Annotated in this window: 18 protein-coding genes; 16 read left to right on the top strand and 2 right to left on the bottom strand. The window is 57.0% G+C overall.

All coding sequences use genetic code 11. The features are described from left to right. Window positions 1-133: 133 nt before the first annotated feature. Complete coding sequence (locus B8784_RS07305; protein ID WP_013301472.1) at window positions 134-1075, bottom strand: nucleotidyl transferase AbiEii/AbiGii toxin family protein; 942 nt, start codon at window positions 1073-1075, stop codon at window positions 134-136. Then, window positions 1072-1665: a hypothetical protein gene (locus B8784_RS07300; protein WP_084394437.1), complete on the bottom strand. Its 594-nt coding sequence runs from the start codon at window positions 1663-1665 to the stop codon at window positions 1072-1074. The genes B8784_RS07305 and B8784_RS07300 overlap by 4 nt, the downstream gene beginning before the upstream one ends. A gap of 617 nt (window positions 1666-2282) precedes the next feature. On the opposite strand from B8784_RS07300, the gene B8784_RS07295 reads away from it, so the two are divergent. From B8784_RS07295 to B8784_RS07220, 16 genes are all read left to right on the top strand, one after another. Further along, window positions 2283-2669: a hypothetical protein gene (locus B8784_RS07295; RefSeq protein ID WP_034813575.1), complete on the top strand. Its 387-nt coding sequence runs from the start codon at window positions 2283-2285 to the stop codon at window positions 2667-2669. 46 nt (window positions 2670-2715) lie between these two features. Continuing rightward, window positions 2716-4569, top strand: a complete 1854-nt coding sequence (locus B8784_RS07290; RefSeq protein ID WP_233356014.1) for a copper resistance system multicopper oxidase — start codon at window positions 2716-2718, stop codon at window positions 4567-4569. After that, entirely contained in the window at window positions 4566-5369 is an 804-nt protein-coding gene (locus tag B8784_RS07285; RefSeq protein ID WP_034813580.1) for a copper resistance protein B, read from the top strand. Before B8784_RS07290 ends, B8784_RS07285 begins: the two co-directional genes overlap by 4 nt. Before the next feature lie 9 nt (window positions 5370-5378). Next, complete coding sequence (locus B8784_RS07280; protein ID WP_034827457.1) at window positions 5379-6473, top strand: DUF2231 domain-containing protein; 1095 nt, start codon at window positions 5379-5381, stop codon at window positions 6471-6473. 92 nt (window positions 6474-6565) lie between these two features. Then, window positions 6566-6970 (top strand): copper resistance protein B, encoded by a 405-nt coding sequence (locus B8784_RS07275; RefSeq protein WP_084397004.1) that lies wholly within the window; start codon window positions 6566-6568, stop codon window positions 6968-6970. 27 nt (window positions 6971-6997) lie between these two features. Next, window positions 6998-7204 carry an SHOCT domain-containing protein gene (locus B8784_RS07270; RefSeq protein ID WP_084397002.1) on the top strand — a complete coding sequence of 69 codons (207 nt, stop codon included), beginning with the start codon at window positions 6998-7000 and terminating at the stop codon, window positions 7202-7204. A 40-nt stretch (window positions 7205-7244) separates the two neighbouring features. Continuing rightward, the gene (locus B8784_RS07265) at window positions 7245-8360 is read left to right on the top strand and encodes a nuclear transport factor 2 family protein (RefSeq protein ID WP_143435347.1); all 1116 of its coding nucleotides are present in this window, start codon (window positions 7245-7247) and stop codon (window positions 8358-8360) included. A 3-nt stretch (window positions 8361-8363) separates the two neighbouring features. Further along, complete coding sequence (locus B8784_RS07260) at window positions 8364-9437, top strand: acyltransferase family protein (protein ID WP_084396997.1); 1074 nt, start codon at window positions 8364-8366, stop codon at window positions 9435-9437. After that, the gene (locus B8784_RS07255) at window positions 9434-9796 is read left to right on the top strand and encodes a hypothetical protein (RefSeq protein WP_084396995.1); all 363 of its coding nucleotides are present in this window, start codon (window positions 9434-9436) and stop codon (window positions 9794-9796) included. The genes B8784_RS07260 and B8784_RS07255 overlap by 4 nt, the downstream gene beginning before the upstream one ends. After that, complete coding sequence (locus B8784_RS07250) at window positions 9793-10518, top strand: helix-turn-helix domain-containing protein (protein ID WP_084396992.1); 726 nt, start codon at window positions 9793-9795, stop codon at window positions 10516-10518. The genes B8784_RS07255 and B8784_RS07250 overlap by 4 nt, the downstream gene beginning before the upstream one ends. Before the next feature lie 176 nt (window positions 10519-10694). Then, window positions 10695-10946: a DUF5676 family membrane protein gene (locus tag B8784_RS07245; protein ID WP_084396990.1), complete on the top strand. Its 252-nt coding sequence runs from the start codon at window positions 10695-10697 to the stop codon at window positions 10944-10946. Between the two features lie 86 nt (window positions 10947-11032). Beyond that, window positions 11033-13291 carry a copper-transporting P-type ATPase gene (locus B8784_RS07240; protein ID WP_084396987.1) on the top strand — a complete coding sequence of 753 codons (2259 nt, stop codon included), beginning with the start codon at window positions 11033-11035 and terminating at the stop codon, window positions 13289-13291. Between the two features lie 17 nt (window positions 13292-13308). Further along, window positions 13309-13806: a DUF411 domain-containing protein gene (locus B8784_RS07235; RefSeq protein ID WP_084396985.1), complete on the top strand. Its 498-nt coding sequence runs from the start codon at window positions 13309-13311 to the stop codon at window positions 13804-13806. Continuing rightward, window positions 13803-15134 carry an APC family permease gene (locus tag B8784_RS07230; RefSeq protein WP_084396983.1) on the top strand — a complete coding sequence of 444 codons (1332 nt, stop codon included), beginning with the start codon at window positions 13803-13805 and terminating at the stop codon, window positions 15132-15134. Before B8784_RS07235 ends, B8784_RS07230 begins: the two co-directional genes overlap by 4 nt. A 153-nt stretch (window positions 15135-15287) precedes the next feature. Then, window positions 15288-15716 carry a potassium channel family protein gene (locus tag B8784_RS07225; protein WP_084396980.1) on the top strand — a complete coding sequence of 143 codons (429 nt, stop codon included), beginning with the start codon at window positions 15288-15290 and terminating at the stop codon, window positions 15714-15716. A gap of 109 nt (window positions 15717-15825) precedes the next feature. Beyond that, window positions 15826-16827, top strand: a complete 1002-nt coding sequence (locus B8784_RS07220) for an efflux RND transporter periplasmic adaptor subunit (protein WP_158085620.1) — start codon at window positions 15826-15828, stop codon at window positions 16825-16827.

Below are 16827 nucleotides of genomic sequence, written 5' to 3'. Positions count from 1 at the left end.
TAAAAAAAGCCCCTGAAATCCGTGAGGACTTCAGGGGCCTGTTTGGGTGCGGGAGGGCGCACCCAACAAAAGAGTAAGCTAGTAATTCCTTTTATTTCAGAGGGTTAGAGGTTTCCCTGCGAGCAACGATCATTCAAAGTTCCGGCAGGCGCCGGCTGATGCGTGCCAGAATATCGTCAAAGAGTGCAGGCTCCCTGTAGTAAAGCGCTCGTGACTTCGCATAAGCGTCCGCGTACGCCTTTCGCGTTTCTGCGTCGCTCAACAGAAAGGCTTCGTTCCTGGTGAGGTCCGGTTCATCTGCCTTGCGGAACCTTTTGGCCTTGTGGTCCTTGTACGCGTCTGTTCCGATGAACTCTTTCACTGAGGCGTCAGCGAGCAGGCAGTACACGTCATAATAGTGGCGCATGAAATTGACAGGCATGTCGCCGTCCGCCTGCTGCTTTCGGAATTTCGTTGAGATGGTCTGGAGCTTTTCGACAAAAGTATAGCCCGGCTCATAGCAAGGCACATCGACCGCGCGGGTGTCGGTCAGGTCTGCAATCCCACTCTCGACTGCAAGTTCGTAAGCCCAGGACGAAATCGTACATGGCCGGTTCGGCGCCACCTGGTCGAACCCGACTTCGAGCAGGATGCCTGCCTTCAGCCCTTCTGGCAGTGGATTCACCGACTCATACTTCAATCGAATGCCTGCGCCGCGATAGTGGCGTGTGTCGTCGAACTCTTCGTCGCGGACCACTTCGATAATGCCAGGAATTTTGATGGCTTCGGCCAGACCGTTGAAGAATTCGAGACGCGCCTTTACCTGCGCAGGCTTGTTGTGGTTTGGGCCATACTGGAGGTCGGTCTCTGGGTGGATCAGGATGTCGATGTCTTCCGAAAAACGGTCGATGAGGCCGTATCCCTTTGACAGCGAAGTTCCGCCTTTCAGCTCAAACTTATAGTCAAGCTGCTGCAGTCCCCAGAGGCAGTGCATCAACCAGTAGTCTTTTTCGATGAGGCCCGGATCGATAGTGTTGTTTCGCGCAGCAACAGCGATGAGGTCGGCAAAATCAGGCAGTGCGTGCAGGAGGGTCACGCGGCGGTTGCCTGATCAGGGTTCAATACAGGCTTGAGGAGCCTTGCAGCCCGCGCCGATCCGAAATCCTTCACCGCACGTGACAGTCGCGCGCGGTCCATACGTCGCGCACGCCTAAGTGCCTTGGGAAGCACTGCTGCCTTTTCCTCGGGAAGCCGATCGAGGTTGTGCAACAGATCCACCAGGAGGAATTCTTCGCTGAGGTTTGAAGGAACAGAGGTCCGCATGCGGAAGTCATAGCGTCGGCCATCCAGCTCGAAATGGCCGTGCCGTTTGCGATTATAAACTACCGGCTCATTGTAGAGCTGCGTCGTTCCCAATTCGAGGCTGTTATAGGCGTTTGGCGAAACCATAAGAAACCGGTCATCCCCCAGGAATGACTCAACCAGCTTCTCCGGCTTGGCGGGTGCCTGCCCGAACCGAGTTTTCTTCGGAGCCATATAGAGCCCTGCCCCAACCTTTTCGAGGCGTCCTTCGTCAAGCAGCTGTCCAACATGTCGATCGACAGCGTTTGACCAGGTCGCAAGCTCCTTGCGCCGGTACACCTGTCCGGGGCGCAATTTCCTTTTTAGTTTTGCAAGCGCGGTCATGTTCTGTCTCCATCACCCACAATATAGGGGTCATGCTCCATATTATGCAACATTTCTTATTAAAAAGTCATGCACAACAAAGACAATAAATACTCTCGACACAGGTGCAAGATATTGATTTTACGATGTTTTATAGAATGAGGAAGCAGGTCTCTTAATCACCGGAATGGCACAATCCGTACTAAACAAAAGGGTCTGGGGTCCAATTTATTTATGAATTGAAGCTCGTACGCAGCGAAACCAGGTTGCCCTTTCGCCAAGAGCCGACAATGGATTCCGAACCGCGAGTGACGCGCCCAGTAATCGTGCTTGAAATTAAATTAATTCAACGCACTATGGCACTCAAAACTTCGCTTGTTGTGCAGATTGTTTGCAATTTGTAGTGCAAACTGTGGTGCAGCCCTTTCGTGTTGTCAAAGTTCGACGCTGCCTATCAACGACATTCACATCGCTAACATGATTTGCTGGCCGTTCAAATTCGCGCTGGAGCGTAGCCATGCAACTTTTCGCTCGGGACTGACCCGCGGGTCTGGGTTGATCCTGCTCCGTTACGACAAACCTTGAGTGCTCAGAGGTTCTTTCTTGATTTAAACCCCTATGGGGTATAAGTGGTAGTCATGAACTTTGTTGTCGCAACTCTCGTGACGGTATTTTTCAGCCTGTCGCAGGTGCTCTGCGCGTGTCCCGTCGATATGTCGGCGACGAATAGCATGGCAACCGAGTTCACCGCTCATTCTCACCAGGCGCCCGCCGATGGGCCTGAGGCGCCCTGCGATGATGAGACTGATCACTGCAAGCTTCAGACAGCAACGGTCGCCCAAGCCGACAAGACGGCGAACCCGGTCCAGCACGTATTAGGCGATACGACGCCCATCGGGCTTGCTACACCCTCATGGCAACACGCATGGAAGCGCGTCGTCAATGTCCGCACGCCCTGGCCTGAGGTCCGAAGTTACCTGCTGCAACAAACGCCAGTCACATTGAAGGTGCGTTCCCTGAGCTGATTTCGTGCGTCGCTGCATTAGCAGCCCGATTGCATAAATTCACCTCATGGAGACGATTATGTTGAACAGACGACGTATGTTGCAGACGGTGCTCGGCACCGGCGCAACCTTGGGGGCAAGCAGCCTCCTGCCCGCTTGGGCAAAATCTTCCAGCAACGGAAACCTTGGTGTGCCCTCACTTTCGGGCACGCGCTTCGACCTCGAAATCGGGCAGTTCCCGGTCAGGCTCAACGGCAAAGTCGGTATGGCAACCGGAATCAATGGCACACTTCCCGGTCCGCTCTTGCGGTTGCGCGAGGGCGATGACGTTACAATGAACGTCACCAACCGGCTTGCCGAAGACACTTCGATCCATTGGCACGGACTGCTTGTCCCCTTCCATATGGACGGCGTGCCGGGCGTCAGCTTCCCGGGCATCAAACCGGGCGAAACGTTCAAATATCAGTTCAAGGTGCCGCAAAATGGCACTTACTGGTATCACTCCCATTCTGGTCTGCAGGAACAACTCGGCCATTACGGTCCGATCGTCATAGATCCGGCAGGTACAGACCCAGTGGCTTATGACCGGGAATATGTGCTCGTCCTCAGCGACTGGAGTTTCACGCATCCGCACCGGATCTTCGACAAGCTCAAGAAGAATGCCGAGAGCCTGAATTTCAACCGCCCGACCCTGTCGAACCCAACCGGACTTGGCGGCATGTGGGGGCAGATGCGAATGAGCCCGCGCGATCTCGCAGACGTGACCGGCGAAACCTACACCTACCTGATCAATGGCCATTCGACGGCCGATAATTTCAATATGGTCTTCCAGCCGGGCGAGCGGGTTCGCCTGCGCATTATCAACGCCTCCGCCATGACCCTCTTCAATGTCCGCCTCCCGGGCTTGCCGATGACGGTGGTCCAGGCCGACGGTCTGAATGTCCAGCCGGTTGAGACCGACGAGTTCCAGATGGGCGTGGCCGAGACGTATGATGTCATCATCGCGCCGACCGAAGCGCGCGCCTACGCCTTTGTTGCCGAATCGATCGACCGCTCCGGCCAGGCCGTCGCCACGCTCGGCCCGCGTGCCGGTATGCGGGTCGATGCGCCTGCGCTTCGAGCTGTGCCGATGCTGACCATGCGGGACATGGGAATGGCCCATGGAGACATGGCGGGCATGTCAGGCATGGGGAGAATGGATCATGGTCCGGACACCGCGACGGCCGGGGACGACATGAAAGGCCACGACATGGGTGCCATGTCGATGATGCCCGATCCTCATGGTCCGGCGGTCCAGCCCGTCAAGATTGAAGCAGATATAGAGCGCGGCCCCGGTGTCGCAAAAGTATCAGGCATGACGATGAGCCGCTTGGGCGAACCCGGTCTCGGGCTTGATGATGTCCCCCACCGCACGCTCACCTACAACCAGCTTCGCGCGCTCGACATGAATGAGGACCATCGCCCGCCTGGCCGCGAAATTGTCATTCATCTGACGTCGAACATGGAACGCTACATGTGGTCGTTCGACGGTGTAAAATTCTCCGAGGTAACCGAGTCAATCAAGTTCTACGAGGGTGAACGTGTTCGCCTGACGCTCGTAAACGATACAATGATGCCACACCCGATCCATTTGCACGGCATGTTTTTCGATCTCGTGAATGGCGGTGGTCATCACATGCCGCGCAAGCACACAGTAACGGTCAAGCCTGCAGACAGGGTCAGCGTCGACATCACCGCAGAACATGTCGGTGACTGGGCGTTCCACTGCCATCTGCTTTACCACATGCACGCTGGCATGATGCAGGTCGTCAGCGTCATTCCGCCAGCAGACGATACGACACCAGCTGAAAAAATGCCGGCAGGTCAGATGAATATGCCCATGGACCATCACGGCATGAACCATGGGGAGGGAAAATCATGATGAAACCGAATTTGGCAGCCCCTCTCCTCCTCGGCTTCGCGCTCTACGCGACCGGCAGCGCGTTCGCGGAAGACACAAATCAAACCCCGCCCTGGGATCAGGCCGACGCCATCTACGGCGAGGATGCAATGGCGGACGCTCGCCGGGACGTTCTTGCGGAAGGCGGAGACCAGAAGAGCTTCTACATCCTCTTCAACCAGCTCGAGGCTCAGATGTCTGACGAGGGCGACAGTTTGTACTGGAACGGACAGGCTTGGTATGGGGGCGATATCAACAAGCTCTGGTTCAAGAGCGAGGGCCGCGCCTCTCTGAATGGAGAGGGCGTGGATGATGCCGAGATCCAGGCGCTCTATTCCCGCGCGGTTGCGCCTTTCTGGAATGTTCAGGCGGGCGTTCGCTACGACATCGAACCGGATAGTCTCGCGCATGGGGTCGTCGCACTGAATGGTCTGGCGCCCTACTGGTTCGAAGTCGACGCTTCCGCCTTTCTCAGTGAAAAAGGCGATGTAACGGCCCGCATCGAGGCTGAATATGAGTTGCTCCTGACCCAGCGGTTGATCTTGCAGCCTCGGATCGAAGCAAATCTTTCCGCGCAGGACATACCGGAAAGGGAAACGGGCGCGGGACTTAGCACACTCGATGCCGGCTTGCGGCTTCGTTATGAAATCAGGAGGGAGTTTGCGCCTTATGTCGGCGTCGAATGGCAAAGCGCCTTCGGTGAGACACGCGACATGATCAAAGCCGCAGGCGGTGAAGGCGACGATATCGTCTTTCTCGTGGGCCTGCGGACCTGGTATTAGGAGAACAAAATGGGCGGTTTCATAGAACCCAATATTCACCCCGTGCTGGTGCATTTTACCTATGCCCTCGGCACATCTGCAGCCTTGGCATATGTGGCTGGCCTCCTCGTACCTGCAGGCCGCTGGCGCGACAGCCTTCGACCGGCCGCCGACTGGATGCTGGCATTGGCTGCCTTGGCGGTTCTGGCCACCATCGCGGCCGGGTTTCAGGCCTATTACAGCGTTGCTCACGATGCGCCGTCCCATGAAGCGATGACAACCCATCGCAACTGGGCTGTTCCCACGGGCCTCGCATTACTGGCCCTCGCCGGTTGGCGCTGGCTGAGAAGGGCCTCGTCGCCCGGCCCGGTATTTGCGATCAGTGCCCTGGCGGTGGCAGGTCTTTTGACGGTTACAGCGTGGTGGGGAGGCACAATTGTCTACAAGTACGGACTTGGCGTGCAGACCCTTCCTGAAGCCAGCGGGCCAGGCCACGATCATGATCATGGCGGCGGAGCCGGTCATGGCGACCAAGGCACCGTAAATTCAACAGACGATCATCAAGACGCTCACGGAGCGCCTCCATCCGACACGATGGATGGATCATCGGCGAGCGGCGATGGACATGATCACGACCATACCGACGGTGCAGCTGATCGAGAAATGTCAGGCACGGTCCCCGCCGGACACGACAACTCCGACGGCCATCACGACACCAAACCGGTCTCGACTGATGAACAGGCGATCCTGGATATCATGGCCGCGATCGAAACCGGTTGGGAGACCGGCGATGGCGAACTGTTCCGACAGAACTTTCTCGACTGGTCAGGCGCCCGGTACTTTGAGTCAGGCGGCGAGAATACTGGCCTGCTCGACCTTGTCGAAAATCATGTCGAGCCCGAAAAAGATACCATTCCGGATCTCGAACTCGACTTCTCGAATATAGACGTGCAATTCGAGGGAAGTGACTTTGCATGGGCTGTCGCGGACACAGCGATCAGTGGAACGTTCAGCTCCAATGGCGAACGCCTGGAGCGTATCGGGAAACAAACGGTGCTGTTCCGCAAGGTCGCCGGCACCTGGCAGGTCATTCACACGCACTCGTCCTCTCGTGCGCCGCGATAAGGAGGAAATCCAAACTGCCGCGTGCTGGCCAAGTTGAAATGCAATCGGCAAGCGGCGATGATATTGAGTATACCCCATATGGGTATTAGGTCATGACTGTCCTGTCCTTCCCCCAGAAACCCTACTTCAAACTGGCCCATAAAGTGCGGGCTGGACATTGGTTTGAAGCTGACGCTGCTGCTTTTGTGAGCACCGAAGGCGACGTCACGGCACGGGTCGAGGCCGAATATGAGTTGCTGCTAACCCAGCGTCTGATCCTTCAACCCCGCTTAGAAGCGAGCCTTTCTGCTCAGGATATGCCTGACCTGCAACTCAGTTCTGGTTTAACCAGCGTTGATGCCGGCCTGCGCCTTCGCTACGAAATTGTTCGCGAATTCGCGCCATATATTGGCGTCGAATGGCAAAGCGCTATTGGCGATACCGCAGACTTCATTGAGGCGTCTGGAGGCGAAAAAGATCAAACGGCATTGCTCGTCGGTGTGCGAACCTGGTTCTAAACATGATGGAGATCTAAATTGGCCGATATGGGGCATATGATTTTCGGCAATCTTGGCGCGCTGATTTTTTGGGGCGTCCTGGCATTGCTGATCTATGTCGCTGTGCGTGCGACCATCAATCGGGACGGGGCGGACTCCAAGTCCAACGACCCGGTCGATATCCTCCGGCGACGATATGCGCGCGGCGAAATAGACAAGGAAGAATTTGATCGTCGCATGAAAGACCTGAGCTAACGCCGCTTGCAGACCCCACAATTCTTGAGGGGTCAGGCAAGTGTCCGGCGTATCACCCAGACAATGCCAGTCGCTGAAGATAGCGACGCTCACGCATATGGCTAACTGGGAGGCGCTTTTGGGCGATTTGATTGAACCGAACCTGCATCCGATTCTGGTGCATTTTGCCTATGCGCTTAGCCTCACGGCTTTGGCCTCTTATGTGTTGGCCGCCTTTTCGCCTGTCGAGCGATGGCGAGAGACTCTGCGCCCGGCCGCGGACTGGATGCTGGCCTTTAGTGCGATCGCAATCGTGCTGACAATCGCGGCAGGATTTCAAGCCTATTACACGGTAGATCATGACGCGCCGTCGCATGCAGCGATGACCACCCACCGCAACTGGGCTGTACCATCCGGCCTCGCCATCCTCCTATTGGCGGCCTGGCGATGGACGGGAAGAGCAAAAGCCGCCTCAGGCATTTTCGTCACAGGCTTGGCTGCGGCCGCGCTCGCCTTAACCGTCACGGCCTGGTGGGGCGGCAAAATCGTCTATGGCTACGGCCTTGGGGTCAAAAGCCTGCCGCAGGTGACAGGAGATGGCCACGACCATGATCATGGCGGCGGCGGCGTCACGGCAGATCATGATATGGATCCCATGCCAGATTTAGCGCCGACCGCGGCTGCCCATGAAAACTCCGATGGCCATCACGACGTCGCTCCAATCAGTCATGACAATAGTGATGGGCACCATGATGGAGACAGCCCGTCCACAACACCCGCGCCACAAGCTGGATCGCCGGCGAGCGTCGCTGACGCTTTCGGCGAAGCGTTAAAAGCAGGTGATGAGGCGGCGCTGCGCGCGCTGTTTTCCCCCGACGTCGTGATCGCTGAGGGCGGCGGCGCCGAGCGCTCATTCGAAGAGTATGCCGGCCATCATATGCCCGCAGACATGGCTTATACAGCCGCGGTTTCATTCGATCTCAAAGACCGAAACATTCTCGAGAATAGCGATATCGCTACGGTGATCTCTCAATCGGAGATTAATGGCGCCTATAGAGGCGAGCCCGTGCACCGCCAAGCTATGGAAACCATGGTTCTCAAACGCGACGCTGGGGTCTGGAAGATTCACCATGTCCATTGGTCATCCGCGCCGATCACCGAAGATCACGAGCACTGATAAATGGCTGGGGGTGGCCAAACACAGCTTGCGGACCCGCTGATGGGTCAAAACCACTTCACCGCGGTGCGGTGGGTGTTGGCGATCGCTGTAGTACTCGGTCATATCTGGCTCCTCACGACAGGGTTCGAACCGTTTCGCATCCACGAATGGACTGCCAGCTATATGGCCGTGAACGGGTTCTTCGTCCTGTCAGGCCTCTTGATTGCCAAGAGTCTTCATACAAGGCGCGATATGAAGGCTTATGCAGTTTCACGGTTTCTGCGGATCTACCCAGCTCTGGTGATTATACTTGCGGCTTTTGTCCTCGTCTTCGCGCCTGTCTATTCGGCCGAGGGCGGCGGATCATTGTTTCAGCCGGAGACCTGGCAATACACCTACAAAGTCTTGGCGCTTGGCGATCCCGACAGCGCGCCCGCACAGATATTCTCTCAGAATTTGGAAACCGACTTTAACGGGCCGCTCTGGACCATTCGGTTCGAGCTAGCAGCGTACATCCTAGCGGGCATCGCGTTCATGTTTGGCACCGTCAACGGCCCATGGCGTGTTCTTAGCGTCTTCTTGCTTGTGCAATCGGTCTATCTTAGCGCGCCTTTGTTCATCGATACGAGTGCGCTCCCGCCGAGCGTGATGTCCTTGCTCCGCCTCTCATCGGCCTTTCTGCTCGGAATGACGCTTTGGCAGTGGCCTATTTTGCGCAGACCGCCCCTCTTGGCGGTCGCAGGTCTGATTGCAGCGTTCGCGCTCCTTGGCGGCGGCCCCCTCGGCGAATTGTTTGCGACCCTTGCCCTCACAAGCCTAATGCTTCGAGCTGGATTGCCAAAACGTGCGTCCGTCCGCATCGCCAAAATTCCGGACTATTCGTACGGGATTTATATCTGGCACTACCCGCTTTTGCAGGTATTTCTGGTTGGACAACCAGATGTTAGCCCCGCTGTCCTGGCTATAATGACCGCGCCGCTCATTCTGCTCGTCGCGGCCACTTCGTGGCATGTCATCGAAAAGCCAGTGCTTGCTCTGAAGCTGCGCGCCCGCTCGATAAACCAAAAAACCGTATCGCCGGAGGTGGCCGCATGACCTCCGCGTCGCATTCACTGATTGAAACATTGCTTCGGGCTCAAAGCCAATTTGAGAAGCTTATAAGCAGCGCATCTGAAAACACACCCGCAACTAAGTTTGCAGAAATGGCATTCATGACGGCCGAGGTGTGCATTCTTCTTTCTGAGGCATTTGCGAAGTCGATCGAACACCGCCGAGAAAATCTCCTCAGGGCACTACGAGCGATGGCAGGTATTTTCAGAGGCCTTGAAAGAGCCTCGCTGGAAACGACGAGCAACAGCCCGAACAGGCTCGGGACCGCGTGCGGTCAATGCGAAACAGCGATCTACGCTTTTCTTAAAGCAACCGAGCCTGACACTCAGGGGAGATTGAAATGAGCGCGGCGCCCTGGTCTGGCGCGTTGGCCATCGGGGTCGGCTGGGCCGCGCTCGACGCTCGCCTTGGCAAGAACACGGCACATGCTCATTTGGCACATCAGGCCATACTCGGGCTGGATGGCGCAGTCGTGGTGACGACAAACTCAGAGATAGTAGCCCCGACCGGCAAGGCTATTCACATCCCTACTGGGCAGACCCATTCCATCGGTCCTGAGGGACGCCTGACGCGCTCGATCTATATTGACCCGCGCTTTTCCGGAATTCGAAACGATCAGCAATGCAATCAGCCTGCCTGCCTTTCGGATGATCTATCAGCCGCTCTAGAGCACATCAGCGACATTAGTCAGGCGCGCGATTGGGCGAAAAGGTTCGCGGGCCGGTTGCCTGGTTCGGCCATAGATTCACGCCTACAAAAAGCCCTTGGCAACGTTCGCGCACTCGCCAATCCCGCCGCTCTGGCGCGCGAGCTCGCGCTGTCTCCAACTCGGCTGCGAGAGATCGTCAAGGCGGACTTCGGTGTTCCGCCCAGCAACCTATTGCAATGGTTGCAATTGCTCGGCGCCGCTAAGGCAATGGAGGCGTCGTCCAGTCTCGCTGATGCAGCGGCCGCGGGCGGTTTTGCTGACCAGGCGCATTTCACTCGCCGACTGCAACAATGGTTCGGGGTGACCCCAAAAATTGGCCTGTCGGGTTTGGAGGTGTCCGTCGATGATCTCAGCTGATCCCTCACCCAACGCGGATTGGTCGGCGCGCTTGTCTTGCTCAAGACAACGATGCGGGCCCTAAGTATATATACGGAGTAACCAATACCCCCTATGGGTATTAACTCATTTTCGAAGCAACGCATCGCTGTCGCACGAATTATGTGGCGGCAACAACCAAAGAGAAGGAAAACACCATGCGCCTCATCCCCACTGGGCACGCCCTATCCATTTTTCTCGCCATCACGTTTACGCTCTGTATCGCATGGGGGTTGGTCGCACCGCCTAGTCTCCACATGCACGGTGCGTGGGAAGAGCTCCTACCCGGATTTGAATTCATTTCGGTTTCAAGCTTCTTCCTCGGCCTCATCGAGTCCTACGTTTACGGCTGGTATATCGCGCTTGTCTTCGTACCGCTCTACCGGCTGTTCAATCGCCAAAAAGCCTAATGCCAGAACTCCATTAGAGATCAGCCGCCCAACCCGGGCGCTGACCTTTAAGAGTGACACTGAAGCCAAACCCCGGAGGGGCGGATATGACCAATACCGATCATAAACATCACGACCATGGACATCATGATCACCACCACGGGGATGATCATGATTGTTGCCATGGTGGCGGAGACGCCGATGCCGGCGCGGACGGCAAATATGATCTCGTCCCGCAGGGCTACACAGGCACGGTCTATACATGCCCGATGCATCCAAACGTTCGCGACGTCCGAAACTCCGGGTGCCCTATCTGCGGCATGGCGCTGGAGCCAGAAGGTGTTGTCGTAGGCGAAGAAGACACTTCAGAACTCGACGATATGACCCGTAGATTCTGGATCAGCGCCATCTTCACCATCCCGCTTGCCATTTACGCCATGGGTGACCTGATCTCCGGCAAACCCCTCGAAGGGCTTTTGCCCGCCGGTTGGTCCCAATGGGCTCAATTCGTGCTGGCGGCTCCTGTCGTCCTCTGGGGCGGATGGCCATTCTTCGTCCGTGGTGTTCGGTCGGTACGGACGATGAACCTCAACATGTTCACCCTTATCTCTCTCGGCGTAGGCGTTGCTTTTGTCTTCTCGCTTGTTGCAACAGCTTTGCCAGGCATCTTTCCGCACGCATTTCGCAATGAGGCTGGCGAAGTCGCTGTATATTATGAAGCGGCCGCGGTGATCACGACGCTCGTATTGCTCGGGCAGGTTCTTGAGCTGCGAGCCCGAAGCGCAACATCGGGAGCAATCCGCGCGCTCCTGGAACTCACCCCGCCGACAGCAAACCGAATCGTGGCGGACGGACAGGAAGAAGAGGTTTCCGTCGACGATGTCCAGAGCGGTGACCGGCTACGGGTCCGGCCAGGCGAAAAAGTACCTGTCGACGGCGAAGTTGTTGAAGGGCGTTCGAATGTCGACGAGTCCATGATCACTGGAGAACCTATTCCAGTCGAGAAAGCAGCAGGGGATCCGATTACCGGCGGTACAGTTAACGGCACCGGATCACTCGTCATGGCCGCGACGCGCGTCGGCGAAGATACAATGCTATCGCAAATCGTACGCATGGTCGCCGAAGCTCAGCGCTCACGCGCGCCCATCCAGAAGCTCGCCGACACAGTGGCCGGCCTGTTTGTCCCGGCCGTCGTCGTGATCGCGATTATCACTTTCATCGTCTGGGCGATTTTTGGGCCTCACCCGGCCATGGCTTTTGCGATCGTCAACGCCGTGGCTGTGTTAATTATTGCGTGTCCCTGCGCGCTTGGCCTTGCAACGCCGATGTCAATTATGGTCGCCACAGGAAAGGGCGCACAGAGCGGCATTCTGATCAAAAATGCTGAAGCGCTCGAGACGTTTGAAAAAGTCGACACGATCGTCGTCGATAAGACCGGCACTTTGACAGAGGGCCACCCCAAACTTGTGACAGTCGAGCCTGCGAGTGGTCTCGCAGAAGCAGACTTCCTGGCTTACGCTGCCGCGATTGAACGCGGGAGCGAGCACCCTCTTGCGCAAGCCATCGTCAACGGGGCCGAAGAGCGCGGCGCAGCGCGCCTGAAGTCGACCGATTTTGAATCAGTCACCGGAGAAGGCGCGCAGGGCCGGGTCGATGGAAAGCTTTTCGCCATCGGCAACGCCAAGATGATGCGCCGGGTCGGTGCTTTTGACGAAACACTGAAAGCCCATGCTGAAACCTATCGCCGCGACGGCCAGACGGTGATGTTCGCCGCTCTGGACGGCAAACCGGCGGGCCTGATTGGTGTCGCCGATCCAATCAAAGAAACGACCCCTGAAGCCATAGCCGCCTTGCACAAGGCTGGCATGAAAGTCGTCATGCTGACAGGCGACAGCCTGGCAACAGCACAAGCGGTTGCACGCCAAATCGGCATTGATGAGGTAGAGGCCGATGTGTCACCAGAAGACAAAAACCGGATCGTGCGCGAACTCCAATCGAAAGGTGCGGTCGTCGCCATGTGCGGCGACGGCATCAATGACGCGCCTGCCCTTGCTCAAGCGGATATCGGAATAGCCATGGGAACCGGTACAGATGTGGCCATGGAGAGCGCCAGTGTCACCCTGGTCAAAGGCGATCTTCGCGGTGTCGCCCGCGCGCAGCGGCTGAGCCGCGCGACGATGGGCAATATTCGCGAAAACCTGTTCTTTGCCTTTATCTATAATTCGCTCGGCGTGCCGGTTGCTGCCGGCGTCCTCTATCCGTTCTTTGGACTGCTTCTCAGTCCAATTATCGCCGCCGCCGCGATGAGCCTCAGCTCATTCTCGGTCATCGCGAATGCGCTGCGACTTCGCTCCGTCAAACTATAATTTCGAAGGAAATTCTTATGTCAAAATGGATTCTTGGTGCCTTGGCCACCGCCCTTTTTGCGCTTGCCGCTGGGTTTTTCGTCTCGGGCGGTTTGGCGAGCCCTGCAAATGCGCAAACCATTACCGTCTATAAAACACCCTGGTGTGGATGCTGTACGGCCTGGATAAAACACCTTCAGCGCGATGGTCTTGAAGTACGTGTTATCGAACGCGAAGACCTTGCGCCTGTGCGGGCCTCGCTGAACGTGCCCGATGAGCTTGCCTCCTGCCACACTGCGTCGGTTGATGGCTACGCGATTGAGGGCCATGTCCCAGCCTCGGAAATTCGTAAGCTTCTGGAAACCCGGCCAGATGCGGCGGGGCTTTCGGTGCCCGGCATGCCAATGGGCTCTCCCGGAATGGAAACGACAAGCCCGCCTGACGCCTATGATGTCATTCTGTTTAGTGCGAAACAGCAAAGCGTATTCGCGAGCTATGTCGGCCGCTTCCCAGCTGAACAGGCGGTCGGGCAATGAAATCCGAAACCTATAAAAAAGGCTCGCTAAGTCTCGCAGGAACCATTGCGATGGGCACCGGTGTCATGATTGGCGCCGGGATCTTCGCACTGACCGGGCAAGTCGCGCAATTCTCAGGACCGGCGTTTCCGCTCGCCTTTTTGCTTGCGGCCGTGGTCAGCGGGTTCAGCGCCTACACCTACATCAAAATGTCGAACAAATATCCGTCGGCCGGCGGCATCGCGATGATCCTTCAAAAAGCCTATGGGCCAACGACAATTGCCGCCGCCAGCGCGCTGCTCATGACTATGTCGATGATTATCAATGAGAGCCTCGTCGCTCGCACATTCGGCGCCTACACATTGCAACTCTTTGATGTTTCGAAAGACAGTATTCTGGTACCCGTTCTGGCCGTCGGATTGATCGTTTTTGCGTTTATAATCAACATATCCGGAAACAAAATCATTGGCGGCGTATCCAAAATTGCTGCGGTCCTGAAAGTTGGCGGCATTCTGATCTTTGCTGGCGCGGCGCTCTGGGCCTCCGGCCTTTCTTTTGAAGCAGCCTCCTCGGCCACAACAAATGAGACTGGACCTGCGGGATTCCTCGCCGGCGTCGCCCTCGCCATTCTTGCTTTTAAAGGGTTCACCACGATCACCAATAGCGGCGATGAAGTCAAAGACCCCAATAAGAATGTCGGCCGCGCGATCATTTGGTCGCTGGCGATCTGCCTTGTTGTCTACATGGCTGTCGCTCTAGCGGTCGGGTCCTCACTGACACTTGAAGAAATTGTCGCAGCCAAGGATTTCTCGCTCGCAGAAGCCTCGCGCCCGGCCTTTGGTGATTTTGGCGTGGCGTTTACCGTGATCATTGCAATCATCGCCACCGCGTCGGGACTGCTCGCCAGTGTCTTCGCGGTTTCGCGCATGCTCGCTATGCTGACGAATATGAACCTCATCCCCCACAAGCATTTTGGCATGCCCGGCGGCATCCAGAAACACACGCTTGTCTATACCGTTGTTTTGGCTGCCTTCCTGGCCGCTTTCTTCGATCTTGGGCGGATCGCTTCACTCGGCGCGATTTATTATCTCGTAATGGATATTATTATCCATTATGGCGTGCTGCGCTATTTACGCGAAGATGTCGGCGCCCGCGCCTCTATTCTAGTCGCCGCCATATTATTCGATCTGATTGCCCTTGGCGCCTTCCTGTTCATCAAAGCGACCGCAGACCCTATGATTGTCGTCATCGCGATTGGGTCAATGGCTGCAATCTTTGCTTTCGAAGCGCTCTATCTCGGCCGGATCCGCGGCAAGGAGGCGCCCGATCATGCGCACTCTCACTCGTGATGTAACTGGTCCGCCGGGGGTAAACCTGGTGGTGTTCTGTGAGCGAGCGGTGAGCAGGACTGGGATCCTTATTGGTTTAAATGCGATGGCGCATCCTATCGCGGGGCGTGTGACAACGCTTTCGCGGACCCGGCACACCGCGAGGTTCGCGCCATGATCCTGGCGATTGTCATCTCCGCAGTCACCTTCGTGCTATCCGGCGCGCTTCACTATGCGATTGTCTCAGGCGCATTCCGCCACCTCGGAGCGGCCAGCTATCATCGCGGCCGCAAACTGGTCACTGCGCTTTGCGTCTCGGGGATTGCGCATCTCGCGGCGGCCAGTCTTTACGCCCTCGCTTATGGCCTGGGCCGCGCCCTGGATATAGGTGATCTAAGCGGTGATACGCCGACGACAGCCATGGACGTCTTTTACTTTTCGCTCGTCAGTTACACCTCACTCGGTCTTGGCGACATTGTTCCAACCGGCCATTTGCGCTTCGTCGCCGGTGTCGAGGCGCTGAATGGTTTTCTGCTCATCAGTTGCTCGGCGGCGATGCTGTTTCTGTTCATGACGGAGCAGAGCGGGGAAAGCAGGCAATGAGACCCCCCACACGCGCTTCAATACAGTTACACCTGAAATGTTTGGCGCGCGCCTGCGCCTATAAGGGAAGGAACTCGGCCACGCGTATTATTGAGGAATGGGGGCACAAATGACCAATATGGTAAAACGCTATGGTCTGATCGGCATCGCCATCGTCTTCCTCGCTGCCGCGATTGTCGGCTGGACACAGCTACGCAACCCCCATGAAGAGCGCGGCCATATCGAAGTGTTCGGAAATGTCGATGTGCGCCAGGTCAATCTGGGTTTCAAAGTTCCCGGGCGCCTCGCCGAAATGATGGTCGATGAGGGCGACAAGGTCGCTGCGGGTGCAGTTGTCGCAAAACTCGAGCCGATTGACTATGAAAATGAGGTGAAACTCGCGCAAGCGCGGGTTGCGCGGTCTCAAGCTGCGCTCAACGTTTTGCTCGCCGGCTCCCGACCCCAGGAAATCGCGCAAGCTGAAGCGCAGCTCGCCGAAGCAGAAGCGGCTCTGACCGTCGCTGAAACCACCCTGTCGCGACAGGAGTTTCTTGCCGAGCGAGATATCGCCTCACACCAGGCACATGAGGAAGCCGAAGCGCGGCATGGCGCGGCCATTGCGCAGCGTGACGCCGCCGCAAAAAGCTTGGAGTTGGCGCGCATTGGACCGCGCTCTGAGGATATCGATCAGGCGCGTTCGGTGCTGGCCGCCGAACAAGCCGCTCGCGCCCTGGCTGAGCAACGCGTCGCCGATACGATGCTGACCGCCCCAAATGAAGGCATCATTTTGACACGTGTTCGCGAGCCGGGCGCAATCATCGGCGCAGGGGAAACCATTTATACCTTAACCTTGACCTCGCCGGTCTGGGTGCGCGCCTATATTGAAGAGCCAGATCTTGATTTGATCCAGGCCGGTATGGACGCTGAGGTGCGCACCGACTCCGGACGCGTCTACACAGGCCAAATCGGGTTCATTTCGCCGGTCGCCGAGTTCACGCCAAAGACGGTCGAAACCCGGTCATTGCGAACCAGCCTTGTCTACCGCGTGCGCATCATCGTTGAAGATCCAGAACACCGCCTGAAACAAGGCATGCCGGTTACAGTCATGCTCAGCCCCGACCGGGATGTTTGA

Origin of the sequence: Henriciella aquimarina, from assembly GCF_002088975.1 — a bacterium.
GTDB lineage: Bacteria > Pseudomonadota > Alphaproteobacteria > Caulobacterales > Hyphomonadaceae > Henriciella > Henriciella aquimarina.
The sequence above is the reverse complement of the archived record's forward strand: the minus strand, read 5'-3'. Positions and strand labels throughout refer to the sequence as shown.